Source organism: Cohnella zeiphila, assembly GCF_014212055.1.
In the GTDB taxonomy this organism is placed as follows: domain Bacteria; phylum Bacillota; class Bacilli; order Paenibacillales; family Paenibacillaceae; genus Cohnella; species Cohnella zeiphila.
Genome location: NZ_JACJVO010000042.1, coordinates 38,716 through 62,383, shown reverse-complemented (window position 1 = coordinate 62,383; position 23,668 = coordinate 38,716). Strand labels below are relative to the sequence as shown.

At 61.4% G+C, this 23,668-nt stretch carries 20 protein-coding genes; 4 read left to right on the top strand and 16 right to left on the bottom strand.

Annotated elements, in window-relative coordinates; genetic code table 11:
* Positions 1 to 13: 13 nt before the first annotated feature.
* Complete coding sequence (locus tag H7C18_RS29935) at positions 14 to 1,624, bottom strand: alpha-amylase family protein (protein WP_185132792.1); 1,611 nt, start codon at positions 1,622 to 1,624, stop codon at positions 14 to 16.
* Positions 1,625 to 1,793: 169 nt separating this feature from the next.
* On the opposite strand from H7C18_RS29935, the gene H7C18_RS29930 reads away from it, so the two are divergent.
* A complete protein-coding gene (locus H7C18_RS29930) occupies positions 1,794 to 2,687 on the top strand; it encodes a helix-turn-helix domain-containing protein (protein WP_185132791.1) in 894 nt (297 codons plus the stop codon).
* A gap of 4 nt (positions 2,688 to 2,691) precedes the next feature.
* Here H7C18_RS29930 and H7C18_RS29925 read toward each other — a convergent pair whose 3' ends face one another.
* From H7C18_RS29925 to H7C18_RS29905, 5 genes are all read right to left on the bottom strand, one after another.
* Positions 2,692 to 4,227: a response regulator gene (locus H7C18_RS29925; protein WP_185132790.1), complete on the bottom strand. Its 1,536-nt coding sequence runs from the start codon at positions 4,225 to 4,227 to the stop codon at positions 2,692 to 2,694.
* Positions 4,224 to 6,110, bottom strand: a complete 1,887-nt coding sequence (locus tag H7C18_RS29920; protein WP_185132789.1) for a sensor histidine kinase — start codon at positions 6,108 to 6,110, stop codon at positions 4,224 to 4,226. Before H7C18_RS29920 ends, H7C18_RS29925 begins: the two co-directional genes overlap by 4 nt.
* A 90-nt stretch (positions 6,111 to 6,200) precedes the next feature.
* Entirely contained in the window at positions 6,201 to 7,922 is a 1,722-nt protein-coding gene (locus H7C18_RS29915; protein WP_238358060.1) for a type 2 periplasmic-binding domain-containing protein, read from the bottom strand.
* Positions 7,923 to 8,003: 81 nt separating this feature from the next.
* The gene (locus H7C18_RS29910; RefSeq protein WP_185132788.1) at positions 8,004 to 8,891 is read right to left on the bottom strand and encodes a carbohydrate ABC transporter permease; all 888 of its coding nucleotides are present in this window, start codon (positions 8,889 to 8,891) and stop codon (positions 8,004 to 8,006) included.
* 31 nt (positions 8,892 to 8,922) lie between these two features.
* The gene (locus tag H7C18_RS29905) at positions 8,923 to 9,894 is read right to left on the bottom strand and encodes an ABC transporter permease (protein ID WP_185132787.1); all 972 of its coding nucleotides are present in this window, start codon (positions 9,892 to 9,894) and stop codon (positions 8,923 to 8,925) included.
* A gap of 495 nt (positions 9,895 to 10,389) precedes the next feature.
* Between H7C18_RS29905 and H7C18_RS29900 the strand changes: the two genes are divergently transcribed.
* Positions 10,390 to 10,710, top strand: a complete 321-nt coding sequence (locus H7C18_RS29900; RefSeq protein WP_185132786.1) for a heavy metal-binding domain-containing protein — start codon at positions 10,390 to 10,392, stop codon at positions 10,708 to 10,710.
* A 2-nt stretch (positions 10,711 to 10,712) separates the two neighbouring features.
* On the top strand, positions 10,713 to 10,976 hold the full coding sequence (locus H7C18_RS29895; protein ID WP_185132785.1) for a hypothetical protein: 264 nt from the start codon (positions 10,713 to 10,715) through the stop codon (positions 10,974 to 10,976).
* A gap of 46 nt (positions 10,977 to 11,022) precedes the next feature.
* On the opposite strand, the gene H7C18_RS29890 is transcribed toward H7C18_RS29895, so the two are convergent.
* Positions 11,023 to 11,556, bottom strand: coding sequence for a VanZ family protein (locus tag H7C18_RS29890; RefSeq protein WP_337913926.1), 534 nt, complete (start codon positions 11,554 to 11,556; stop codon positions 11,023 to 11,025).
* Positions 11,557 to 11,691: 135 nt separating this feature from the next.
* Between H7C18_RS29890 and cysC the strand changes: the two genes are divergently transcribed.
* Complete coding sequence (cysC, locus tag H7C18_RS29885) at positions 11,692 to 12,303, top strand: adenylyl-sulfate kinase (RefSeq protein WP_238358059.1); 612 nt, start codon at positions 11,692 to 11,694, stop codon at positions 12,301 to 12,303.
* On the opposite strand, the gene H7C18_RS29880 is transcribed toward cysC, so the two are convergent.
* The 9 genes from H7C18_RS29880 to H7C18_RS29840 all read right to left on the bottom strand — a co-directional run bounded on the left by H7C18_RS29880 (position 12,285) and on the right by H7C18_RS29840 (position 23,622).
* Positions 12,285 to 14,033 carry an ABC transporter ATP-binding protein gene (locus H7C18_RS29880; protein WP_185132782.1) on the bottom strand — a complete coding sequence of 583 codons (1,749 nt, stop codon included), beginning with the start codon at positions 14,031 to 14,033 and terminating at the stop codon, positions 12,285 to 12,287. The genes cysC and H7C18_RS29880 overlap by 19 nt on opposite strands.
* A complete protein-coding gene (locus tag H7C18_RS29875) occupies positions 14,030 to 15,226 on the bottom strand; it encodes a nucleotidyltransferase domain-containing protein (RefSeq protein ID WP_185132781.1) in 1,197 nt (398 codons plus the stop codon). Before H7C18_RS29875 ends, H7C18_RS29880 begins: the two co-directional genes overlap by 4 nt.
* 11 nt (positions 15,227 to 15,237) lie before the next feature.
* Complete coding sequence (locus H7C18_RS29870; RefSeq protein WP_238358058.1) at positions 15,238 to 15,672, bottom strand: lasso peptide biosynthesis B2 protein; 435 nt, start codon at positions 15,670 to 15,672, stop codon at positions 15,238 to 15,240.
* A gap of 20 nt (positions 15,673 to 15,692) precedes the next feature.
* A complete protein-coding gene (locus tag H7C18_RS29865) occupies positions 15,693 to 15,983 on the bottom strand; it encodes a lasso peptide biosynthesis PqqD family chaperone (RefSeq protein WP_238358057.1) in 291 nt (96 codons plus the stop codon).
* Positions 15,967 to 16,935 (bottom strand): HPr kinase/phosphorylase, encoded by a 969-nt coding sequence (locus H7C18_RS29860; RefSeq protein WP_185132779.1) that lies wholly within the window; start codon positions 16,933 to 16,935, stop codon positions 15,967 to 15,969. The genes H7C18_RS29865 and H7C18_RS29860 overlap by 17 nt, the downstream gene beginning before the upstream one ends.
* A 357-nt stretch (positions 16,936 to 17,292) precedes the next feature.
* Positions 17,293 to 17,430 (bottom strand): paeninodin family lasso peptide, encoded by a 138-nt coding sequence (locus tag H7C18_RS29855; protein ID WP_185132778.1) that lies wholly within the window; start codon positions 17,428 to 17,430, stop codon positions 17,293 to 17,295.
* Positions 17,431 to 17,490: 60 nt separating this feature from the next.
* Positions 17,491 to 19,428 (bottom strand): asparagine synthase-related protein, encoded by a 1,938-nt coding sequence (locus H7C18_RS29850; protein ID WP_185132777.1) that lies wholly within the window; start codon positions 19,426 to 19,428, stop codon positions 17,491 to 17,493.
* A complete protein-coding gene (locus H7C18_RS29845; protein WP_185132776.1) occupies positions 19,425 to 20,672 on the bottom strand; it encodes a sulfotransferase family protein in 1,248 nt (415 codons plus the stop codon). Before H7C18_RS29845 ends, H7C18_RS29850 begins: the two co-directional genes overlap by 4 nt.
* Positions 20,673 to 20,685: 13 nt before the next feature.
* Entirely contained in the window at positions 20,686 to 23,622 is a 2,937-nt protein-coding gene (locus H7C18_RS29840; RefSeq protein WP_337913925.1) for a chitobiase/beta-hexosaminidase C-terminal domain-containing protein, read from the bottom strand.
* Between the last annotated feature and the right edge of the window lie 46 nt (positions 23,623 to 23,668).

Sequence of the window (23,668 nt, the reverse complement as noted above, 5' to 3'; positions counted from 1 at the left end):
CGCGCTTGCGGTGTCACAGCCACCAGCCGTTGTCTTTCTCCTCCAGCGTCTCCTCGGTCACCGCGTTCCAGGAGAATGCCGTCTTTTCCCCGTTCAGCAGCCAGCGGCCCGGGCAGGTCGTGCTCAGCCAATCGAGCGGTTCCGCCGCCGGGCGTTCGACGGCCGCCAGCTCGAACGCCCGCCGCAGCTCGGCCTCCTGCTCCTTCGTCACGACGGCCGGATCCGCCGAGACGAACAGCGGCGTGCCGCTGCCGGCCAGCAGGCGAAGCCACCCGCGGTTCAGCTCCCACGGCACGTCGGCCGTGAGGCCGACGCAATCCGCGTCATGGCTGAAAAACGTACCGTGCTGGGGCATGCGGAAGCCGAGCGTATTGACGCCCATATAGCGCGTCCGCTCCCACCACTTGCCGCTCGTATCGTCCCCGGTCCGCTGAATCGAGAACAGCCCCGCCGCCAGATGGCCGAGCGTGTTGCAGCCGATCACGTCGGCCTCTCCCGCCGCCTCCGCGATCGTCCGATACAGCTCCAATGCGATCTCCGCGGTCGTTCTCGATCGGTCCCGGAACAGGTGCGGCAGCGCGTGCGGTCTGGAGCGCATCGTGAATCCCCACTGGCCCAGCAGGTCGTACGTCGTAAAATCGTGCTTCAACAGCTCGAAGCCCCACCCGGTCATCTCACGGACCGCCTCGCGGATCGATTCGAGCGCTTCGGGAACGGTCGGGTCAAGCACATAGCCCCCGCTCGCCGAATAGCGGATCCATTCCGCCGGCACCTCTTCCGCCGTCAGGAGGGGCCGGCACCACAGTCCGGGCTTGACGCCGATCTCCTTCATCTCCCGGGCCAATCGCTCCATATCCGGGAACTTGCCGTTTCCCGTCCAGGGCCCGCCGTTGCAGGCGCCTCCTCCGCTCTTCAACTGCCAACCGTCATCGATGACCATATAGGGTCGGTTGCCGGCATTCGCGGACAGCGAGGACATGAACCGGGAGTCCTCGAGAATCTCCCGGTGCGAACTGTTGCCATAGGCGTAGTACCAATTGTTCCCGCCGTAGACCGGCTGCTTCGGCATTCGGGGACGGTCGCACAGCAGGGAGCAGAACCGGCGCGCCGCCGCAAAAGGCCGTTCCCCCTCCGTTCCCGGATCCGTGACGATCGAGGCGACGGGCAGAATGCGCTTGCCTAGGCGAACGCCCTCGCTGCCGCAGGAGACGTCGGCCGTCAGCGTCAGACCATCCGGATCGAGCTGCCAGAAGCAGAACGCTCCCGCTCCCGTTTTCACCCCGCAGCCTGCCGTCTGGACGCCGTCATGAGCCAGGAAATACCACGGCAGAACCCGCTCGGGCACCAGTCCGCGCCATTCCAGATCGCCGTATGCCCGCTCCCAATGATCCCCCAGAACGAGCCAACTCCCTTCGACCGGCTCGTCCCAACGAAGCTTGACAGCCCTCGGCTCAACTGCCGGAGCCTCCAACGTCACCGCTACGGAGCCGCCTTCGTTCGTCAGCCGAAGCGTAATCCCCTCGGCCTCCCATGCTCCCGTCCGAACGCGGGTCAGCGCCCGCCATCCGCCGTCCAGACGGACGAACGCGGCGGACGGGCTCTCCATTCTTTTGAACAACTCCACAGCCTCGGCCTCCTCCCGATGTTGCGCAACCGCTCGCAAAAGCGAATAATAGTAGCGTACTCCCAAAGTATAAACGTCAGAGATCGCGGTCGTTAGGGCGAAAAGGGTCCGATCGGGGAGAAACGTTAACCAATTGGGACATGATTCGGATCGATGAGGGGGGATCGCGGTGGCGGATCGTCAGGTGGAGCAGGATGCGGCTTTTCCCAACAGCAAATCGGAAGCGTATCTGTACGGCGCCCATTCCGCCGCCGTTCCTGCGGGCTGGTCCTGCGGCAGGCACCTGCATCATCGGATGTTCGAGCTCAACCTCGTTCTCGAAGGGACGCAGCTGGCCGATATCGGCGGAATTCCGTATCGCCAGGAAGAGGGGGATCTCCTTCTCGTGCCTCCGATGCGGCTTCACTCGTACCGATCCGAGGCATCGCTCCGTTATTTCGTCCTCCATGTACAGCTCGACGACCCCGCCTTCCTGCAGCGGCTGGGAGATTCCGGCCTGCTGCTCGTCGATCGCGGCCACCCGCTGAACCGCAAGCTGGTCGCCGCCGTGAAGACCCTCCATGAGCGCATGGCGCAGAAGGCTTCCCGCATCCGTCTCTATCGCGCGCTCTACGAGGCGCTCGATCTGCTGGAGGGCGAGCTCGACCGCCTCTTGCCTGCACCCGGCGAGCCGGACGAAAGCCGTTCCCTTCCCGTTCGGATCGCGAGGGAGATCGAGACGCTCGTCGCCGGCCATGGGGACGAGGACCGGGAGAAAGAGGAGAATTGGTTCGAAACGATCGCGCGCCGGCTCGGCTACAGCCGCAGGCATTGCTACCGGACGTTCATGGACGCGTACCGGATGTCCCCGCGCGATTACTTGTTCGTGCTGCGCCAGCAGGAGGCGATGCATCTGCTGCTCAGCGGAGGAGACTCTCTGGAGCGAATTGCCCGCCGGATCGGCTACGACAACGTCCAGAGCTTTATCCGGCAGTTCTCCAAGTGGACGGGAACGACCCCCGGCCAGTTCCGCAAGATGAGGCGGGACGAGCTCGTCTATTTGACGCGTCTGGAGGTTCGATAGCCGTTTACGCCCGCTCCGCCTCCTTGCTGCGGTATTCCAGCGGGGTGATGCCTTCGGCTTCCTTGAACACTCTCGTAAAATGCTTCACGTTATCGAAGCCGACAAGGGAGCAAACCTCGTATACTTTCAGATCGGTGCCCGCCAGCAATTCCTTCGCCTTGCCGAGCCGAAGCTTTCGCAAATAGGCGGAGAAGCTCTCGCCGGTATACTCCTTGAACGCCTCGCTGAAGTAAGTATAGTTCAGCGAAATATAGTTCGACACGACCGCCATGTTGACATCCTCGCGGTAGTGCTCCTGCAAGTACTCGACCGCCCGCTGCATGTCCTTGTGCTCGGCATGGGCGGACCGGACGCGGCCGACGTACTCGTCCAGCCGTTCCAGCAGCTGTTCGACGTGAAAATAGTAGTCGTGGAAACGAGCGAAATTTTCGATGTGGCCCGCTTTCTTGTACAGCTTCAAAACTTCCACGGATTCTTCCCCGTACGTGCGGAACACCCGGTCGAACACTTCTTCGTTCAACAGCCGGCTGATTTGCTGCAGGTAGCCGATCTCGCAGCGGGAGACGACTCGAATATCCAGCGTTTCCTGAAGCAGCCGCTTGATCTGCGGCAATCGTCCGACCCCCAGCAGATTCGATATTTTGCGGATTTGCTCCGCCGGCAGCGGACAACCGGAGTCGAGGGCGCGAATCCGGTCGTAGCCGATCAGGCCCGGACCGTCGTTCAGCAGGAAGTACTTGGCCGCCTGCCTCGCCTGGCTGTAAGCGAGCCGAAGCTGCCCCGCGCCCTTGGCCTCCGAACTGACGGCGATGCTAAGCGGCTCCTGGGCCGATCCTTCCGGCGGATTCAGCAGCAGCCGGAACCGGTCCGCGCCTCGGACGACGACTATATGCTCCCTTTCGCGCAGGCTGCACCTGGCCCACCGCTCCTCGCCGGACAGCCATTGTTCCAGGCGGGAGGTCGCGGCCCAAGCGTCCGACGCCTGCTCTCCGGTCTTCAGCAAGCCGACCGCGTAACCGCCGTCCAGCCAGTCCAGACCGGCTTCCCCGAGCAGGCGGCGGACCTCCTCCTCGCCGATGCTTGCTTGCCGCAGCACATAGGCGAGCCGCTCCGATCGCTCGATTCCCTGCCGGTCCGCTTCGCCTTGCCCGCGCTCCTCCTGCAGCCGCCATTCATCCGCCAGCCGTTCCAGCACGGAGAACAGCTCGTCGCGCACGATCGGCTTGAGAAGGTACTCTTTCGCCTGATAGCGGATCGCCGCCTTGGCGTAAGGAAAATCGTCGTAGCCGCTCAGGATGACGACCGCGGGCTTCTCCGGCAGCTCTTGAAGCCGCTCGAGCAACTCGATGCCGTCCATGACCGGCATGCGGATGTCCGTGAGCAGGAAGTGAACGCCGCCTTCCGCGATCAGGGACAGCGCCTCGCTCCCGTTCTCGGCGAAGGCGAACTCGTACGAGTCCGGGTACCGGCGCTCGATCATGGCTCTCAGGCCATGACGAATATTGAGCTCGTCGTCGGCGATGACCAGCTTGCGCTTCATCCGATCCCTCCTCCGGTCCAATTGTATCTAGGCAGCGTCATCACGACCCGGGTGAAGCTGCCTTCCACGCTCTCGATCCGAATGCCGCAGTCCAAGCCGAAGGACATGACCAGCCGCTGGTCGACGTTGCGCAGGCCGATGCCGCTGATTCCGGGGGAATCGCCTTCGAATTCCCGGCGAATCTCCAGGTAGTCCGATTCGTCCATTCGCAGCTGGCGATTCAGCCGCCGCAGCCGGTCCTCGGGGATCCCGCACCCGTTGTCGGCAATCTCGATCACGCATTGCTCCAGTCTCTCGGCGACCGCAAGCGAGATCATGAGCTTCCCGTCCTTCAGAGCCGGCGGGTTGAAGCCGTGCTTGACCGCGTTCTCGACGACCGGCTGCAGCGACATCTTGAGCACTTCCTGATCCAGCCACTCGTCCGGAACGTCTACCCGAAGCTCCAGCTTGCCGGCGTAGCGGATGTTCATGATCGCGATATAGTGGCGGATATGTTCGATCTCGTCGCGCAGCCGGACGCGGTCGTGCGTCCATTTCAGGCTGTAGCGCATCATGCTGCCCAAGGACGTAAGCGAATCGGAGATCGTATACTGCCCCTCGATCTCCGCGAGCATTTTCAGATTTTCCAGCGTGTTGTACAGGAAATGGGAATCGATCTGGTTCCGCAGCGACCGAAGCTCCGCCTCCCTCGTCGCCGCTTGCCGGTTGACCTGCCGGGCGATCAGCTCGTTGATCTTCTTGAGCATCTGCCGGTAGTGATGGCCGAGCTCTCCCACTTCGTCCGAGCCGTAGACCGGAACGTCCAGGTGGAAGTCGCCGCCGCGAACTTTCTTCATCGAATCCCGGAGCACCTTCAGCCGCTTCAAGATGAGCGAGTGCATGAACGAAGAGATCAGAATCAGGACGGCCGCCAGCATGAGAACGACGAAGAGCAGGTTGTTGCGCGTGCGGTGCAGATCCGCCATCGTGTCCGACAGCGAGACGATGTTCACCAGATGGAAATCCAGATCCGGAAGATAGGATTGCACGGCCAGGTACGACTGCCCTTTGTACCGGAACAAGCCGCTCTTGTCGCCTTCGTCCGGCTGAAGCCGGATCGCGCCGATCAGTTCTTTGGCGGAGGCCCGCCGGAAGATGTTCGCGTTGTCGTCCGTGTAGATGTCTCCGCCGCGAGAGAGAACGAGCAATTGGGAGCTCGGTTCCTGGACGCTGTACGTCTTGGTGAAAAACTGCCTGACGCCCATGCTGACTTCCAGAATTCCGTTATGGGACAGGTCGGGATACGGGAATTCGCGCAGAAGCGAGACGGCGGGACCGTTGACGGCGGCGCCGTCCGACGAATTCGCCGCGATATCGATATTCCGCCGAATCTCCCACCAGGCGCCCCCGTTCTGGCGCAGGACGCTGTCGTACCACGGCTGATCGCGAATGCGGGACTCATGAAGAACGACCGGCCAGAATTCGTACACGTTCGGATTGCTCGTATAAATCCGGACCGCGGCGATGCGCGGATTGTTGTTCAGGAAGTGCTCGAAATTGCTGAACACCCTCGTCTTGAAATCGAGCAAAGACGCGGTGTCGGGCTCCTCCGTCGCATTCCAATAGTCTTTCATGTCCTGATTGGAGAGCGCCAGCTGCCCCGTCCACTCCATGAGCTCGATGTTGTTCCGTACGTTGTTCTTCTCGATATCCAGAATGTTCTCGGACTTCTTCGTGATCTCCTGGATGGAGCGGTCGGACAGTCCGTCCAGCACGTACCAGGCGAAAAGCACGATCGGAATGAAGATGACGAGCACGAACGAAGAAATCAGCTTGGCCTGTATAGGCAAGCCGCCGACATAGCTTCGAATCGCCGTGAACCCGCTTCTCCCCGTCCGGACCAATCCCGCTCACACCCCGCCGATAAATAACCGCAAGGCCCGGGCATCCTTCGCAGGATCCCCAGGCCGCCGTTTCCGTATGGATAACGTCACTTACTTGTTCAACGCTTCCAGCTTCTTGATATTCGCCTCGTAAGCGCCCTGGCGATACGCGTCGATCGCATCCTGATCGCTGCGGTCCGCCAAGTATTTGTTGAAAATATTATCGAATTCCTCGTCCGATTTCGCAAGCAGCAGTTTGGGCAGCGTCTTGCCCCACAACCGGTCGTTCTTGCTCTTCGCGATCCCTTCCTTCGTCTCCGGAGGCGGGTCGATGCCCTTGAACTCCGACATGCTGATCGTCTTGCCCTTCGTCCAATCCTCCAGCTGCTTCGCCGGTTCGACGCTCGGCGGCGCCCATTGCAGGTTCATGTTCGTATCCATGAGCATCCAGTACTTATAGGAAGCGCCGTACTTCTGGTCGAACGCGGTGCGGTCCTTGTTCAGCAGATCGACCACTTCGGGCAGGAACTGATCCTTCCCGTCGATCGTGTCGTAGGTGACGCCTTTCTCGCCCAGGAACATGTCCTTCTCGCCTTCTTCGCTGATCAGATAGCTCAGGAAGGAGATGGCGCGCTTCTTGTCCTTTACATTCTTGGAGATCAGCGTTACGGTCCAGCCGGAGATGCCCGGGCCGTCCAATGTCGGCTTGTCATGGTTGCCGTTCGCCGGACCGTCGATGGCGATGTATACTTTGTTCGGATCTTGCTGGTACAGAGACAGATTCTGCGTTGTAAAGTCGGAGCGCTGATAAAGCATCGCGAAGTATCGGCCTTGCGCCATCTTCTCTTCCATCTGCGGGCGCTTGTCGATGAAGATGTCCTTGGACAGCAAGCCCATCTCGTTCGCCTTGCGCAGCGTCTTGAGCCACTTCAAATACTCCGGATCCTGTCTGCCATCGTACAGCTTGCCGTCCTTCTGCTGCGGAATGGCCAGGAAGTTCTGCAGATACCCTTCCAGCGAATAGTTGCCGTTGTCGGTGAATTCGTGCAGGCCGAGCGGGATGAGCGGCTGGCCGTCCACGTCCGGGAACTTCTCCTTCGCCAGCTTCAAGGCGTTCAGGAAGCCTTCCGGCGTCGACATATCCGGCTTGCCGAGCGCTTCGTACATGTCCTTGCGAACCTCGAACGTCTGGTTCGACGCGAAGTTCGAGCCGTATTTCTCGTAATCCGCCGGCGACGACGAGGCGTCCGGATAGCCGTAGATGTTGCCGTCCGGCTGCGTAAACCAGCCGACCTTGGCCGGGTCGGTCGCCTTATAGAAGTAGGCGTCGTATTGGTCGGCGAGCTCGTTCAGCGGCAGCACCAGCTTGCCGTTGATCATCTTCCGCACGGCGACGTCGTTCGCGTCGAGCGTGATAAAGTCCGGGAGCGAACCGGAAGCCATCATCGTGTTCAGCTTCTCGGCCTCGTTGCCGGCCGGCACGACGAAGTTCAGGCTGACGCCGGTCTTCTTCGTCACGTATTTCGCCACGGCGTCGTCGCCCCACTTCGAGTTGAACCAGGAGAAGTTGATGTACCAGTCAAAGGTAATCGGCGAAGTATCGGCTTGCCAGGCGGGCTGGTCTCCGTCCCCCGATGCTGAAGCCTGCGGGCTTGCTGATGCCGACGCCGTCGTCGTCGCGGCCGGCGTTGAAGAGCTTGCGTCCGGGCTGCCGCCGCCCGACGATGCGCTGTTGCCGCTTGCGGCGTTATTGCCGCCGGAAGAGCACGCGGCCAGCGACAAGGCGGCCGTTGCGGCCAGCAGGGAGGTTATCCATTTGCGCTTCGTTCCCATTTTTTCGACCCCTTCTTATGAGAAGATTGGCTTGCTTCTATTATCGGTCCCCGCGATCGTCGCCGGACGGATAAACGGTCTCTAGCCTTTGAGCGACCCGATCATGAACCCTTTCACGAAATACTTCTGGAGGAAAGGATACACGAACACGATCGGGGCGGTGGTGACGACCATCGTCGCCAGCTTGAGCGATTGGCTCGTGACGTTGGTCGTCACGCCGCTCGGGATGGCCGCGAGCATCTGATTGGAGCTGGCCTGCGCCACGACCCGGTACAGATAGGTCTGGATCGGCTGCAGATCGGTGTTGTTGACATAGATCATGCCGGTAAAATAATCGTTCCATTGATAGACGCCGTGAAACAGGGCGATCGTGGCGACCACCGGCATCGACACCGGAATGACGATGCGGAAGAAGATGGAGAAGTCGCCGGCTCCGTCGATCTCCGCCGCCTCCGTAAGCCCTTCCGGAATGTCCCGGAAGAAGCTGAGGAAGATGATCAGATCGAAGAAGCTGAACATGGCCGGAACGATATAAACGATAAAATGGTCGAGCATGCCGAGATCGCGGGTGAGCAGGAACGTCGGAATGAGCCCGCCGCTGAAAAACATCGTGACCGTGCCCAGAATCATATACAGCCGGCGTCCGATCAGCTCTTTCCGGGACAGAGCGTACGCCACCATCGCGGTGAACAGGACGTGCATGACCGTGCCGACAACCGTCTTCGCGACCGTTATGCCCATTGCGGTCATGATGCCGCTGCTCCGGAAGACGGTTCGGAAGCTGTCGAGGCTGAACGCGCGAGGCCACCAATAGATGCCGCCGCGCATCGCGTCCGTCCCGTCGTTGAACGCGTTGACGACCACGTACCAGATCGGGTACACCGTCAGAAAGCAGATGACGAGCATCAGGAAGCCGTTGATCCAATCGAACACGGCTTCTCCCGGCGATCGGCGCTTGAGGGTGAACATGGCGCAACTCTCCGCCTTTCATCGAAGGAAATCAGAACAGGGACGTATCGTTCAGCCTCTTCGTCACGAAGTTCGCCCCGATCAGCAGGCCAAGCGCGATGATCGACTTGAGCAAGCCGACGGCGGCCGAGTAGGAATAGCGTCCGTCCGCGATGCCGACCTGGTAGACGTAAACGTCGATCACGTTGCTCGTGCTCTCGTTCAGCGCGTTGCGAAGCACGAGAATCTGATCGAAGTTCGAGCTGAGCAGTCCGCTGACGGCCAGAATGAACAGAATCGCAATCGTTCCCTTGATGCACGGAAGCGTAATGCTCCGCATTTTCTGAAACCGTCCGGCTCCGTCGATCGTCGCCGCCTCGTACAGCTCCGGGGAGACGCTGCTGATGGCGGCCAGATAGATGATCGCGGACCAGCCGAGCTCCTTCCAGATATCTGATCCGACGGCAATCGCCCAGAAGTAGTTGGGTTCCGCCAAATACGTGATCGGTTCGTCGATGAAGCCGAGCGCCATCAGAACCTTGTTGACGATGCCGACGTCCGCCAGCCAGGTCGCCAGAATGCCGCCGAGAATGACCCAGGACAGGAAGTGCGGCAAGTACGAGATCGTCTGAATCGACTTCTTGAACCGAATGGAGCGGACCTCGTTCAGCAGCAAGGCAAAGACGATCGGCAGCGGAAAACCGACGACGAGCTTGATCAAGCTCATGCCGAGCGTGTTGCGGATGACCGGGTACAGATTGTCGTCCGTCAGAAATTCCTTGAAGTGCTCGAATCCCGCCCAAGGCGCCTGGGACATCGGCAGGATGATGTCGAAGTCCTTGAAGGCGATCTGAATCCAGTACATCGGGATATAGTTGAAAATGATCATCCAGGCAACGCCGAGCAAAGCCATGACCTGCAAGTACCGCTGCTTGTACAGCTTCCGGAGCCATCTGCTCCGTCTCGCGCTGCCCAAGGCCCTGTCGGCTGCTGCCCGGCCCGGCGCCTCCGCGTTGGCGCTCATCCGTTCGGCACCTCCTTGCCGTTCTCGTTGGAAACCCTTTCACGTTTTTCATTGTACAGGGGCGCATGCTCGAAAAACAGGCGGCGATTTCAAGGTGAGGTGACTTTATTTCGGGTGCAAGAAAAACCGTCAGGGAAGATCGCCCTGACGGTTCTTAAGGCAATGGCCGATGACCCGAGGCGAAGCCGTTCCGCCGGATCGGTGCGAACGCAAGCGTGTGCGGGCGACAGGGGGTGACGACGGGCAATAGCGGGCGACGGCCGCTAACGAATCCACGCGATGCTATCGGCAAGCACTTCGGACAAATCGATGGATAAGCAAGGAATGGCGGATGAGACAATCCGGTCTTCCCCCGACAAGGTAGCGGTCAACCGGACAATTTTCTACAGAATTGTCGATTGGAACAAGGTTGGCGGACTCGCCCGGGGACGATACTATCCCGGACGCCAAAAATATGGTACTGTCAAAACAACCAATCGGTTAGGGGGAAAAGGAATGCTGGTCGTAACCACGGAGAATATTGCCGGATATCGCATCGAGCGGGTTCTGGGTCAAGTGTTCGGAGTTACTGTCAGAAGCCGCGGCATCGGAGGAAATATTACGGCTTCCCTGCGGAGCGTATTCGGAGGAGAGATCAAGGAGTATACCGAGATGATCGAGGATGCGCGCAAGGCCGCGATCGACCGCATGATCCAGAACGCGCATGCCATGGGAGCTAATGCCGTCATCATGATGCGGTTCGACTCCGGGGAGATCGGGCAGACGATGTCGGAGATCGTGGCTTACGGAACGGCGGTCGTAGCGGAGAAGGCGTAATCATGGTTTGGACCTGGGCGATTGCGTTCTACTTGATTTTCTGTCCGCTTGTCATTCTGATCTCGATCGCCGGAACCGTCGCTTACCGCCGCAACCGGCTGGCTCGATCCGTCAAAGAGCCGCCCTTCGATTTTCAGAAGACGAACGAAATTTTTACGGATCCGACGACCGGCATCAAACAGCAAGTCTGGTTCAACCCGAATACCGGGGAACGATATTACCAGAACATCGAAGAGAACCGAACGAATCGAACGAATCGCAAGTAACGGCAGCGCCCTTTCCTATCGGCGAGAGGGGCGCTGCTTTGCTTTTTTATCGATCGCGTCGGCTGCGGAGAGAATAGGCTCTTCTCGCGCGGCGAAACAAGCGGGAGATCGCATAACATATCGCAAGGCCGATCAAGCCGCCGATCAGATCGACGAAAATATCCTGAACGGTCGGCGTGCGCTCCGAGGAGTAGCGCTGGTTCCATTCGTCCAGAGACGCGACGATGAGCACGGCCAGCAGGGACAAGGAGACGGCGACCGATTCCCGAGCCCGGAACGTTCGCAGAACGAGCGCTGCCGCGCTTGCCAAGGACCCGTAGACGAACAGATGGGCGCCTTTGCGGAACAGAAACTCGATCAGGCCGAACGGGTTGACATCCCTTTGGTACGATTTGCCGTCATACCGAATGTTCAGATTGGGAATGATCCGTTCCGCCGTTTCCTTCGAAAGGGCATGCTTCAGAAAAGGCTGGATGTTCTGGGCCTGGTAAGACTGCGAGGAGAATGCAAAGATGGCCGCGATCACGCCGCACAGCAGAGCAAGCGCGACGCCCCGCTTCCATGTGACGTACCTGTCCACGGTTCATCGCTTCCTTTCCATGTGAATGTTTTATCGGGTCTCATGGCCCATTCGGGACAAACGGGCTGCGCCGCCGGCTTCAGGCGCCGTTCCGGGCTCTGTGTTAAGATGAGAGCATCGAAAGGGGGAGAGCATTTGGATTCAGACAGCCGCAATGTGACCTGGCAGCGGTCCAGTCTCACCCGCCGGGACCGAAGTCAAAGATTCGGACATCCGAGCTATGTCCTATGGTTCACGGGACTGCCGGGTTCGGGCAAAACGACGCTTGCTTTCGCGATGGAGAAAGAGCTGCACGGCCGGGGGATCGCTTCGTACGTGCTGGACGGCGACAATGTCCGGCACGGATTGGGCCGAGACCTCGGATTCTCCGAAGCGGACCGGAAAGAAAATATCCGCAGGGTCGGCGAGGTCTCGAAGCTGTTCGTGGACGCGGGCCTGGTCGTGCTGGCCGCCTTCGTCTCTCCGAACGAGGCGGACCGCGGGATGGTCCGCGAGATGCTGGCGCCCGGCGAGTTTATCGAAATTTACGTGAAATGCCCGCTCGCGGAATGCGAGAGAAGGGATCCGAAGGGGCTGTACAAAAAGGCGCGCGGCGGCCAGATTTCCAACTTCACGGGAATCGGCGCGGGCTACGACGCTCCCGTCCGGCCCGAGTTGATTCTGGATACGGAGAACCGGCCGGCGGCGGAATCCGTCGCCGACCTGATTCGCTATCTGGAGGAGCGCAATTACTTGGCAAGCTGCTGATCTTCCTCCCGCACGACTTCTCCCCGCTCCAGCACAAGAACCTGGTCGGCGTTCCGGATCGTCGACAGGCGATGGGCGATGACGATGATCGTCATCGTTCCCTTCAGCCGGTCGATCGCCTCCTGGATCCGCGCCTCGTTCTCGTTATCCAGCGCGCTGGTCGCTTCGTCCAGCACCAGAATCGACGGCCGCCTGAGCATGGCCCTGGCGAGTACCAGCCGCTGACGCTCCCCGCCGGACAGCCGGACTCCGCGATCGCCGACGATCGTATCCAGCCCCTCGGGCAGCCGTCTGACGAAATCGTCCGAAGCGGAGAACCGCAGCGCTTCCCACAGTTCCTCCTCGCGGGCATCCGGGCGAACGGCCTGGAGGTTCTCCCGAATGCTGGCATGGAACAGGAACGGGTCCTGCGCGACGTAGCCCACGGAATGGCGCAGCAGGTTCCGCGTATCCTCTCCGAGCGGAACGCCGTCGATGAGGACCGTACCGCGAACCGGCTCCAGCAGCCCCATGAGAATGTCGACGAGCGTGCTTTTGCCCGCCCCCGACTTGCCGATAATCGCCGTCATCTTCCCCGCCGGGATGCGCGCGTTGATGTCCTTCAGCGCATATTCCGACTGCTCGTCCTCTCCGTACCGGAAAAAAACGCCGCTGCATTCGATCCCCTGCTTCACGGGCATGGCCCGCGGAATGCCGGTTCCTTCGTCGTCCGCCGATTCCCGGGCGGCTTCGCACTCCCGCTCCAATTGGCGCAGGCTGCGGATCGCGGGAATCGCCGAGTAGATCTGCTCCGCGTTGGATTGAACCGCCGTGAAGCGCGGCCACAGCCTGGCGAAGATGATCACGATCAGCATGAGCTGGCCCGGCGCCACGCGGAACACCTCGTAAGACAAGTAGACGAACAGGGCGATCAGGGCCGCCGCCGCGATCCGGTACAGGCACTCCGTTACGGCCTGCAGCCTCGAGAAGGCCGTGAAGTTGGCTTCCATGCGTCCGGTCAGGGAACGGAACCAGTCGAGATAGAACGCCTCGAGCCGATTGCTCTTGATCTCTTTGATGCCGCCCAAGTGATCGGTCAGACCGGCGTAATAGCTTTGCGACAGCAGGCTGGTCTGATTGCCGACCGCCTTGGCGCGGCGAATCCGTCTGCGCATGGCGAGCGCGATCGCCGCGCCGCTGATCAGGACGAAGGCCGTCAGCTTCGCCGACAGCCAGAAGGCGAAGGCGATCTGAATGACGGTGAACGCCAGCGAGGACGCGAGCTGCATCAGCAAGTAGGTCGCCTGGCTGACCCGCGCCAATTCGGATGTGAGCACGTGGTGGAAGTCCGACCTGCGCCGCCGAACGAAAAAAAGCCAGTTCGACCTCATCAGTCCCTCATAAATGCGGAGCCGCAAATGGCGGATGAAGCCTTGTTGAAGCTGCGCGCCCCGAATGCTCTGCTCCTTCTGCAGCAGCGCCTGGATCGCCATCACCAGCACGTAAACCCCGAGCAGAACGGGCAGGGCGGCAGCAACGTTCAGGCTGCGCAGCGCATCCAGCCAGCCGGCGGCCAGCGGAATGCTGCCGGAGCTCCCGCCGAAGAACCCGAGCAGCCCGAGCAAGGGCGCGAGCAAATAAATGCCGACCCCGTCGAACAGTCCGACCGCGATCATCGCGGCCAACTGGGTATACAGGCGGATTCCCGCGAAGCCGCGCAGCCTGTTCAGGTAGAACCAGAGATCCGTCATCCCATCTCCTCATCTCTCAAGGGCTGCTGCTGCCGCACTTGTCTCCATAGCCAGACGAACGGTCTGAGCGGGAAATATAGAAAATAAAGGGGCTTGGGCAGCGGCAGCGCCTCGACGTCGCGGAAGCTGGGATGCAGCCGGCTGATGGCGAAGCGCCATTTCTGCGGGGTGGTCTTCAACGCGAACAGGTAGCTCTTGTAGGCGCTGGCCGCCGGCCCCGTACCGGGTAAGGAAGCCCAGGCGTCGGCGTCCCGGATGAACATCTGCGATCGCCGCGCCAAATCTTGTCCTCGGCTGGAGAAGGCGGCCGGCTTCAACGCGTCCGGAACCGGCGTATGCAGCAGCGAAGAGGCCAGCACGAGCGCCTGACCCGCCATATCGAGAGCGTGATACCGCTTCAGCAAAGCGACGAGCGCTTCCCAGTCCAGACTTCGCCGCGCCATCCGGTCGATATCGGCCAGCCAGCGAAGCCGGAACCATCCGTGGCGCGCGCCGTGCATCGCCAGATACATAAAGAGATGCTCGTTCCCCGGCATGTACAGACCCTCGACCAATTCGCTTTGCTGTCTCCCGTTCCAGAGCTCTTCGAAAGGCGGTTCTTTGCCGAGATCTCCGTTGAGACGCCAATGCACCTCCACTTGAATCCGGGTCTGCGGATGCGTGAAAGCCACGTGGTGAAGCTTCCACTTCCAGTCGCCGAGTCCGCGGGGGATCGGATGGTCCGCTACAAAACCGAGCTCCTCAAGCAAGCTTTCGGCCTTCGCGACGTCGGCGACGGGAATGAGGATGTCCAGGTCCTTGGACGTCCGAAGCGATACGTCTCCGTACAGGAGACGGGCCAACGCCGGCCCTTTGAGCAGAAGCGATCGGACTCCGCGCTCGTTCAGCGCCTTGCATACGCGCTCCATCTCCGCGCTCAGGCGAAGCATGCCCAGCGCGTTCATTCGGTAATCCCGGCCGACGGTTTGCAGGACATCGGGCGGAATCAATCCGCCGTTTGCCGGATTCGCATAAATCTGCGGATAGACGCGATGATGCCGCACCAGCTTCATAAATTGATTCCAGTCGATGTTCGGCAACAAAGGTGTCCCGGGCCGCTCTTTCTCCGGTCCCGCCCCTCCTCGCAGCGCTTCCAGCATTACGTTCAATTCCATGGGAAAAGGGCCGACATCCAGACGGAACGACTTATCCATAATAGGCACCTTCAATCTTTCCGGTTCGAATGGTCTGTACCGAACGCCGCTACGGTCGTGAACCGATGCCGCTCGCCGGCTCCGGTCACATAGATCGGTCCGCTGCGAAGCCACGCGTGCGCGATCAGGTTCCCCCGCTCGTCTCTCGCCGTTCCCAGATACAGCGTGCTGTCCATATGGCGGCGCTCCAGCATCTTCTTGGCCGCGAGCGCCTGGACCAGACATTGGCTCTCCCAGAACGTATGGCGGCTCATCACCCGCACCGCCTCCGAGATTCGCCGAATGCTGCGTTCCTGCATCAGATCGTGTACGTTCGCCGTCTCTTTCATCGGCCGGCCAAGCGAAGGCGCAAGGCGCGAGAAGGGCAGCAGCTTCATGATGCGCGCCCATGCCAGATATACCAGCGCCTCCAGCATGAGCCGCTTCTTCTCCGCCGGCCAGGCCATAAAGGTCCGGAGCCTCCGCATCAAGACGAATGAACCTCGATCAGCGACTCCCGCTTCAAACTGCGCAGGAATTTGCGCACCTGCCGCTCGCATTCCGGACGCTCGACGGAAAATTCCTCCGTCAGTTCGTCGACCAGCCGGCCGACCCGGATCGGAGCGCCGATCAGCTCCCAGATTCTTCCTCCTACGCTGCCGAGGCTGTAATACTTGCCGGTGGCGACGCTGAACATGACCTTCTCTCCGTCCATGTCGCATACGATGTTTCCTTCCGCCCGGACAACCGTCAGGCTCGCTTCATGCCGATCCGACATCTTCATGTCCTCCTTTATTGACGAAACGAATGATAGTTTCCGCAAGACGGCGGGCCGTAAATCCTTCCTCCGGCCGCTCCAGCCTGCAAGCGCCGATCCCGCCCGCGATGCCGGCGGACGTTCGAAAATGCCATTCCTCCCGTCCCAGACGGGGAACGAGCTCCTTGCGGTACGTATGCTGCATCACAACCCGCAGCCGCTCGCCGCCGCGCAAGCTCCTCAGCCCGATCGTCTCCCGGTTCGACTTGGCCAATTCGAACACGCCGGCCAAAGGAACGGGATCCGGGCTGAACCCGGAAGTGACCGGAACGGCGAACTTGTCGGTCTCCCGGAAGATCGGACGATACGGAGCCGCATCCTTGCCGAGTCCCGAGAGACTTTCCCGCCACAGCTTCTGCTGCGGATAGGACGGCATGACGACAGGGCAGCCTTCGTCATCGAAGGAGACCGCTACGACATCGTCGCTGACGAGCCGGTGTCCCAGCTCGACGAACGTCGCGGCCAACGTCGACTTGCCGGCGCCCGAGTCGCCCACGAAGGCGTACGCCTTCCCGTCGATCACGACCGCGCTGCCATGCAGCGGGAGCACATGCCGGATCATAAGCATCGCTCCCATGCAAGTGCCGAGCAGATAAACGCGAACCTTCTCGCGATCCGCGCCGGGCAGCGGTGCGACGGCGATCGCCTTGCCGTCTTCGATGCCGTAAACGGCCGTGTCCGGAATGAGGAACAGGAACCGGCTGCCTGCGCGCGAGTAGGCAAAGTTGCTGCCGCAAGCCTCCAGCTCTTCCCGCAGCTTGTCCGGGTCCGCCGGACCGATCGCGACATCGGCGGGCATTCCGCCCGCGGCGTCGCCGGACAACGGCAGTTCGGGAAGCGGAACCCGGCTCGAGATCCGCAGGCCGAAAGCCTGGTGAACCGTCGGCCGCTCGGCGAATGCAAGCTCGTTCAAATCCGATCGCTCCTTTCTTTATGGGAAAATAATCGGCAGGGCCGTCGCTGACGGCCTTTATCCGATTGATTCGTTTTCGACGTCGTCTTTCAGACCGTTGCCTATGCTTGTTACCCGATTTTCTCGGTTATCGGCGTTCTTACCGGCCGTTTTTGTCGTCCGATAACCGACTTTCTCGGTTATCGGCGCTCGTTCAGACCGTGCCGACGCCCATTCGCCGAATTTCTCGGTTATCTGGCGCCGGATCGGGCTAGGTTGGTTGTGCCCGGCAGAGCACCGGGCATTCACGGCAAAAAGGGTCCTTATACAGCCCAAGAGGGCTGTATAAGGACGCTGGGCAAATCGGGAAAGGCATGCTCAGCTCGGTGCATAGATGTCCATGTCTTCCGTCGTGACGAAATCGATGTTCGTCATTCCTTTCCCGTACATCGTCTCGCTGACGTTCAGCGTTTCGAGCTCGGGAGCTTGCCATTCTTTCTTCGCGCTCATTTGCATCTGGTTCACCTCCTTTCATGCTCGATTGCCGAATTCGGTCCGCGTTCCCGAACCGGCCGGTCAGGCGAACCGCTTGATGAACCGGCCGAGAATCAGGCTTCGCATGAGCAGCCTCATCTCCGGGTGAAAGGCGAGCTCTGGACGAGGCTCCCGCCCCGCTCCCGCAAGGGCGGCCCGGATCCGTTCGACGTGCAGATACGCAGCGACGGCCGGATCGGCGCATAGACGGGTCAACTCCTCGGTCAGCCTGGACCACGCGGGGGCGGCGCGGTGCAGCCAATCGGCGCCCTGAATGCCCCGAACCCTCTGGTTCAGCCTGACCTCGTCGGGCAGCACGGACGCCGTCGCCCGGCGAATGAGCGCGCGATCCATTCCGTCCCGCACATACTGGGGGAGCGGCACCGCGAGACAAAACCGGACGACCCGCAGGTCGCACGTCGGATCGCGTTCCCAGACGCCGTACCGCAGCGACAGCTTCGTAGCCGTCGCGCCGTTCTTGTTCGCGGCGGCGAGGCTGCCGAGCTTATCCCGGCGAAGCCGGACGGCATCCGCTTCCGCCGGGCCGCCCGAGCCTTCGCGCAATCTGGCGAATACGCCCGTCCGCGCGGCGAAATCGGGATGGATCAGCATCGCCGGGAGGTCCGCCCCGGCGGCCTGCGACGAGCGCCGGCCGGCCAGCGCGGGAAACGCCAGCTTGCCGATGATCGGCAGCAGCTTTCTGCGGCCGATTCCCTTGTTCTCTCCGTACAGCCGGAGCTCGCGCAGCAGCCGCAGCCATCTCATCCGCTTCAGCAGCAGCGCGTAGTAATCGAGGGCGGGTCCCCACGAGATCGTGAAGTTGCCCCGCGCCCCGGTCAGCAGAATGCCCGCGCCTTGCCTGCCGGCCCGCTCGTATATCCCTTTGAGCCAGTACGAGTTCTCGAAAAACTTGTAAGGAGATTCGAGCAGGTCCAGCCATTCGTCCACTTCCGTATACGGGCTGATCCCCTCGAAGTCCAGATCCGTCTGCTCGATATTGCCGACATGCCGGGCCGTCGCCCGGATATACGGCCGCTCGTCGGCGGCCGTGCCGCCCGGCGTCCAGTCGGCGAAATCCCGCGGCGGAACGCTGCTGTAGGCATGCAGCGTCTTCCCGCTCTGCGCCAGCTCCCGCGCGGCGAAGCTCGCGACCGTCCCCGAGTCGAGGCCGCCGCTTAACGTCACCGCGACCTCGCGGAACGTGCGAAGCCGGCACCGAACGGCTTCCCCGAACACGTCCCGGAACGCTTCCTCGTAGTCGGCGTCCGACTTCAACTGCAGCGGCGCGTCCGGCTCCAGCGCGCCGAAGCCGGCAAGCGCGACGCGCCCGTCCGTCACGGCGATCGCATGGCCCGGCGGCACCTGCCGGATGTCCCGGTACGGCGTCGCCTCGGGGTCCGTGCACTCGAACATCTCCGGAATCGCCATGAATTCCGCGAGCCACGCTTCGTTCAGCCCTTTGGGCGTATCGTCCAGCGCGAGCAGCGGCCCCATCGCGGTGCAGAAGGCGAAGCGCGTGGCGTTGCCGTGATAATAAAGCGAACGGCTGCCGAACGTGTCCCGAGCGCCGAACAGCAGCCGGCGTTCCTCGTCCCAGATCATGAACGCGAAATCTCCGACGAGAGCGGCCGGCGTCTCCCGCCCCCACCTCCGGTAAGCGAGCAGAATGAGCTCGCTGTCCGTCATTTCGCCGCGGCGGGCGGCAGGCACCTCCAAGCGGTCGAACAGCTCGAAGCGGTTGTCGAGAATGGCGTCCGCCGCGATTCGCAGCCGGCCGGTCGGGTCGCTGCCGTCCGGCATCCGCTCGGCAGCCGAATCGGGCGTGATCCGCCGGATTCGGCAGCCGAGGAACGCGGGGCCGCCGCGCCACGTCCGGACCTCATCGGCCACGTACGATTGCATGGCGCCCATCAGGGCTTCGGCATCCGCGGGGTCCGCATCTTGCCCGTCAAGCCGGATCAAGCCGGCGATCGCGCTCATTTCTTCCCTCCGCTTCCGGACATGTAGGCCGATGCGAGCCGCGACAGACGTTTGCCGAACGGAATCGCCGACTTCAGCCAGTCCGCCTTCCGCCTCATGGCGTGAATCTGCGACCGCAGGCGTCTCTGCTCCATCACGCCGTCCTCGAGGCGCTGCTCCAGCGCGCGCACCGTCATCCGCAGCTGCATCAGCTCCGAATCCGCCGCTCGCCCGCCCGTTTCCGGCTCCGGCGCCAGGTCCGCCGGAGCCCCGGCGGCAAGATCGCTGCGCATCCGGTAATCGGCCTGCCAGCGGCAGCCGGTCGCCTCCGCCAGCTGATCGCCGAGCCGCTTCAGCACTCCGGCGTCCGGCTCCGGATCGAAGCGAACGCCCGTCCACTTCTCCGCCTCCGCCAGCTCCTCGGCGTAGCCCAGCTCCGCGAACAGCTTCGCCCCGAGCATGCGCCCGTAAAGCTCCGCTTCCCGCTTCGTGAGCACTTCCTTCCATGCATGGACGGAGTCGCCGTGCGGCGCGGAGTGGTCGGCGACGAACGGATCGCCGACGCCCATGCTGAAGAACAGGTCGGTCTTCGCGTCGGATTTCCCGGCGCCGTAGATCTCCATGCCTTCCTCGTACTCCTTGCCGAGGAACCGGCACGCCTCGGAGAGCTGCGCTTGCGGCTCCGCGACCAGCTTCTCGTAATGAAGCCGGAAGGCGTACGGATCGGGCCGGGAGAAGTAGCGTTGGTAACGGAACAAACCGACCGTCAGATCGGCCGCTTTGATCTCGAAGTCGGACCTGCCGAGCAGCGCCTCCAGATCGATCTTCTCGCCTCTGGCCGCGCCGATCTTCTTATAGGAAGAGAGCACCGCGAACGGATTGCGAATCAGCCAGATCCGGCGGGAGCGCGGAAACAAGGCGTCCAGGAACTCCAGCAAATAATAGTACCTCGGCGACTTGTCGATGATGACGTCCGCGCCTCCCCCGCCCCGCAGCAGCCCGTTGTACGCTTGGAGCGCGAACGACCGGCACGCCTCTTCGAACGTCTCTCCGGGCAGCACGCCGTTGAAGAAACGGTCCAGAATGGCTCCGCCGCCGTAAGCGCGGCGCGGCGGCTCTCTCAGATCGTGCAGGCTCATCAGGAACCACATCTCCTGGGTGGCGAACATTTCGCTGTGATTTTGCAGCATCACGGTCGCCAGAGAGCTTCCGCTTCTGGGCGTGCAGAGCAGAAAAACGAGATTGTTGCCGTCCGCGCCGACCATCCGGGCTCCTCCTTTACTTTTGGCTGAAATCGTAATAGAACTTCGTCCGCTGGCCGAGTACGACCTTGTAGATGTCGTCGTTCGTGGCCATGATCCCGCTCAGATAATCCTTGTACGGACGGTCCGCGACGTTGACGAGGCCGGAGTTGTAATGCTCTCCCCATTCCCCTTGCCAGTAACGGCCGAGCCCCGCCTGGTCCACGTAGTTGAACAAATCCGCGCCGACTACGTAAGGGAGGCTGGCCACGCCTTCCACGAAGTTCCGGTAGCGCATTCCCCGCTGGAACTGGTTGACCGCCGAGTTGAGCATGAGCGGCTGCAATCCTTGCTCCGACGTGCCGTAGCCGAATTCGCTCATCAGGATCGGCTTGCCGCCCGACAACTCGTTGACCTCGTTCAGCAGATCCGTCTCGATCTTGTACGTGTAATAGTTGATGCTGATGACGTCCATGTACTTCCCTTCGACCTCGGAGAGAGTCTGCCGTACTTTCTCGTTGTGGAACGTCGTCGTGATCCACCGGTCGCCGAGCAGAAGATGGTTCGGATCGTATTTGCGGTACAGCTTGGACACCGTGCCGAAAAATTGGTTCAGATAATCGGAGAAGAACGATTCCATGTCGCGCCAGGCCGGCGACGCGTTCAGCGTCAGCTCCGCTTCGTTCAAGTCCGAGAACGATTTGAAGTTCGTCTTCCAAGCGGCGTTGAACGCTGCGATCGTGCCGTATTTCGCTTGCAGCGTCGCGACCAGCTTGGCTTTGAGCGCCGCCTTGCTCGCCTTGAGCTTCGGAACCTCGGTATAGAACCGGTGGAAATCGTACTCGTTGCCGATAAAGTAACCGACCAGCATCGGATCGTCCTTATGCGGAGCGACCGCCGCAGCGATTGCCTTGTCCAGCTTGGCCTCGGCGTCCGGAGCATAGATGTCGAAGAGCGACAGGCCGTCGATCTTGGCCCAGCTCATTCCGTCCAGCGGCAGCATCCGGACATAGGGGAACTTGCCTTCCTCGCCGTATTTCTCGGGCGAGTAGGCGCCGATCCCGTTAAAGCCCCATTTCTGCAGTCGGCCGATCGCTTCCGTATAGATGTCGTGCTCCGTCGGGACGCTTCCGGTTTTGATATACTTGTTCGCCAAGTAGTACGAGAAGTTGTCTTTCCCGAGATAGGCGGCTTTGTAGGCGCTGGCATAGGAAGGAATCGACTCGAATTGTTCTTCCCGTCCGGCGACCATCGTGTACGTCTCCTGGGGCGTGACGCCGTTGACCCCCAGATTGAAATACAGATTGCCGTCCGGCGTCGTCATGACCGGCCGCCCGTTCAACTGCTGGACGGCGAAATACCCGGTCGCCTTCAGCCCGTATTTCTCCGCGCTGCCGGCAAGCCCGCCGTAAGCGTCGCGATCCTCGGGCGCCTTCAAGCTTCCGTAGTAAGTCGCGTCGGCTTGCGCATCCGCTTTGAGCTGCGCTTCGGAAGTCACCTTGCCGGCGAAGTTCGCGCTCTCCAGTTGGCCGAACCGATCCAGTTGGACGGCCCCTCCCGCGTTGACGCTATAACTGCGGATCGGGCTCGGCACCAGTCCGTCCTTGACGGCGTACGTCTCCAGCTGGTTATACCCCTGCAGCTCGATCGGTCCCGAATAAGGAAGGAAGTCGTCTCCCTTGTTCAAGCGATAATAAATGCGGGAGCCGGCCGTCGCCGAACTCAAGGTCGCCTTATAGCCGTCCCCGTCCTGCGACTCGGCGAGCTTCACGGATGCCGTCGTCCGGTCGATCGACACGTCCGACACTTGAGGCGTCCACGACTTCGCTTCCCCGATCAGATCGATTTTCAAATACCGCGTATGCGCCGGCAGGTCCGAGCTCTCGTACGCATACGGCTGCCAATTGCTCTGGGCATAGCCGGACGCATAGCTGTCCGCGTCGACTTCTTCGTACGTCTTGCCGTCGGACGACGCGAAAAAGCGAAGCTTCTCGAACGGCTGGCCGGAATAGTAGAAGCTGCGCACCGTAAAGGAGGTCATGTCGGTATCCGAACGGTACAGCAGCATTCCCTGCGCCGTCGTCGAGCGAACCGCCCGGCTTCCGTCGTTGTCATAATAGCTGGGATTGTCTTTCGCCAGATACAGATTCGCTTTGCTCGCGGCCGTTTTGAAGTCGTCCAGCGGATCCGTTATGCCCGGCGCCGGCGCCGTCACCGGGTAGGGATCGAACGTATACGTCGATACCCTGCTGGCGGCGGCTTGATCCTTGCCCGAATGATTGACCGCCGTCGACTTCAGCACCGTCTTTTCCAAGATCGGGATCGGATCGGAGTAATGCTTCCGGGTCAAGGAGTCGCGAGGATCGCTCCCGTCCGTCGTATAATACACGGTGTCGCCTTCCGACGCCCGGTTCAGCATGACCATGCTGCCGTAGAGCACCGGGCCCGACGGCTTGCTCGCGCCGACGCTGCCGGGTCCGTTCAGGATCACTTTGCCGATTGACGTGGGCGTCCCGGCTCCGGTCCCCGCGAACACGATTTTCAAATATTTCGTGCCGCTTGGAAATTCTCTCGATTCATAGGTGACAGCCGCCGGATTCCCTTCGTCCACGTGAATGTCCGGCTCCACGCTCCGATACGACTTGCCGTCGGACGACAAGTAAAACCGAAGCGCGTTGGAGGTACCTCCCTCCGCTCCATAAGCATATACGGCGAACGATCGCAGGTAGCCGCTTGCCTGGTACACCAGATACTCTCCGGAGGCCCCGTCGCTCTCGACGAGCGACGAATCCCGGTCTTCATCCGGGTCCGTTCGCAGCTTCAATGCTTCCGAATGGTCGTAAGTCGCATCCCAATTCTGCAGATCGTCGACCTGGATGACGAAGCCGGGACTGTCCCCAAGCGTCGTTCCGGGCGGGACCGTTAAAGCCGCCAATCCGTATATCAGGAGCAGGACGGTTTTTTTCCTCCTCACAGCGATCCGCTCCTTCCTTCTCCTCCTTCGCTATCGGAGGATTTCT

Excerpts from the sequence above, each read along its gene's own strand:
- H7C18_RS29845 (WP_185132776.1), bottom strand. The coding sequence starts at position 20,672 with ATGGTCGGCGCGGACGGCAACAATCTCGTTTTTCTGCTCTGCACGCCC.
- H7C18_RS29855 (WP_185132778.1), bottom strand. The coding sequence starts at position 17,430 with ATGCAAATGAGCGCGAAGAAAGAATGGCAAGCTCCCGAGCTCGAAACG.
- H7C18_RS29905 (WP_185132787.1), bottom strand. The coding sequence starts at position 9,894 with ATGAGCGCCAACGCGGAGGCGCCGGGCCGGGCAGCAGCCGACAGGGCC.
- H7C18_RS29925 (WP_185132790.1), bottom strand. The coding sequence starts at position 4,227 with ATGAAGCGCAAGCTGGTCATCGCCGACGACGAGCTCAATATTCGTCAT.
- H7C18_RS29870 (WP_238358058.1), bottom strand. The coding sequence starts at position 15,672 with ATGGCCTGGCCGGCGGAGAAGAAGCGGCTCATGCTGGAGGCGCTGGTA.
- H7C18_RS29900 (WP_185132786.1), top strand. The coding sequence starts at position 10,390 with ATGCTGGTCGTAACCACGGAGAATATTGCCGGATATCGCATCGAGCGG.
- H7C18_RS29910 (WP_185132788.1), bottom strand. The coding sequence starts at position 8,891 with ATGTTCACCCTCAAGCGCCGATCGCCGGGAGAAGCCGTGTTCGATTGG.
- H7C18_RS29850 (WP_185132777.1), bottom strand. The coding sequence starts at position 19,428 with ATGAGCGCGATCGCCGGCTTGATCCGGCTTGACGGGCAAGATGCGGAC.
- H7C18_RS29875 (WP_185132781.1), bottom strand. The coding sequence starts at position 15,226 with ATGGATAAGTCGTTCCGTCTGGATGTCGGCCCTTTTCCCATGGAATTG.
- H7C18_RS29915 (WP_238358060.1), bottom strand. The coding sequence starts at position 7,922 with ATGGGAACGAAGCGCAAATGGATAACCTCCCTGCTGGCCGCAACGGCC.
- H7C18_RS29895 (WP_185132785.1), top strand. The coding sequence starts at position 10,713 with ATGGTTTGGACCTGGGCGATTGCGTTCTACTTGATTTTCTGTCCGCTT.
- H7C18_RS29880 (WP_185132782.1), bottom strand. The coding sequence starts at position 14,033 with ATGACGGATCTCTGGTTCTACCTGAACAGGCTGCGCGGCTTCGCGGGA.
- H7C18_RS29865 (WP_238358057.1), bottom strand. The coding sequence starts at position 15,983 with ATGTCGGATCGGCATGAAGCGAGCCTGACGGTTGTCCGGGCGGAAGGA.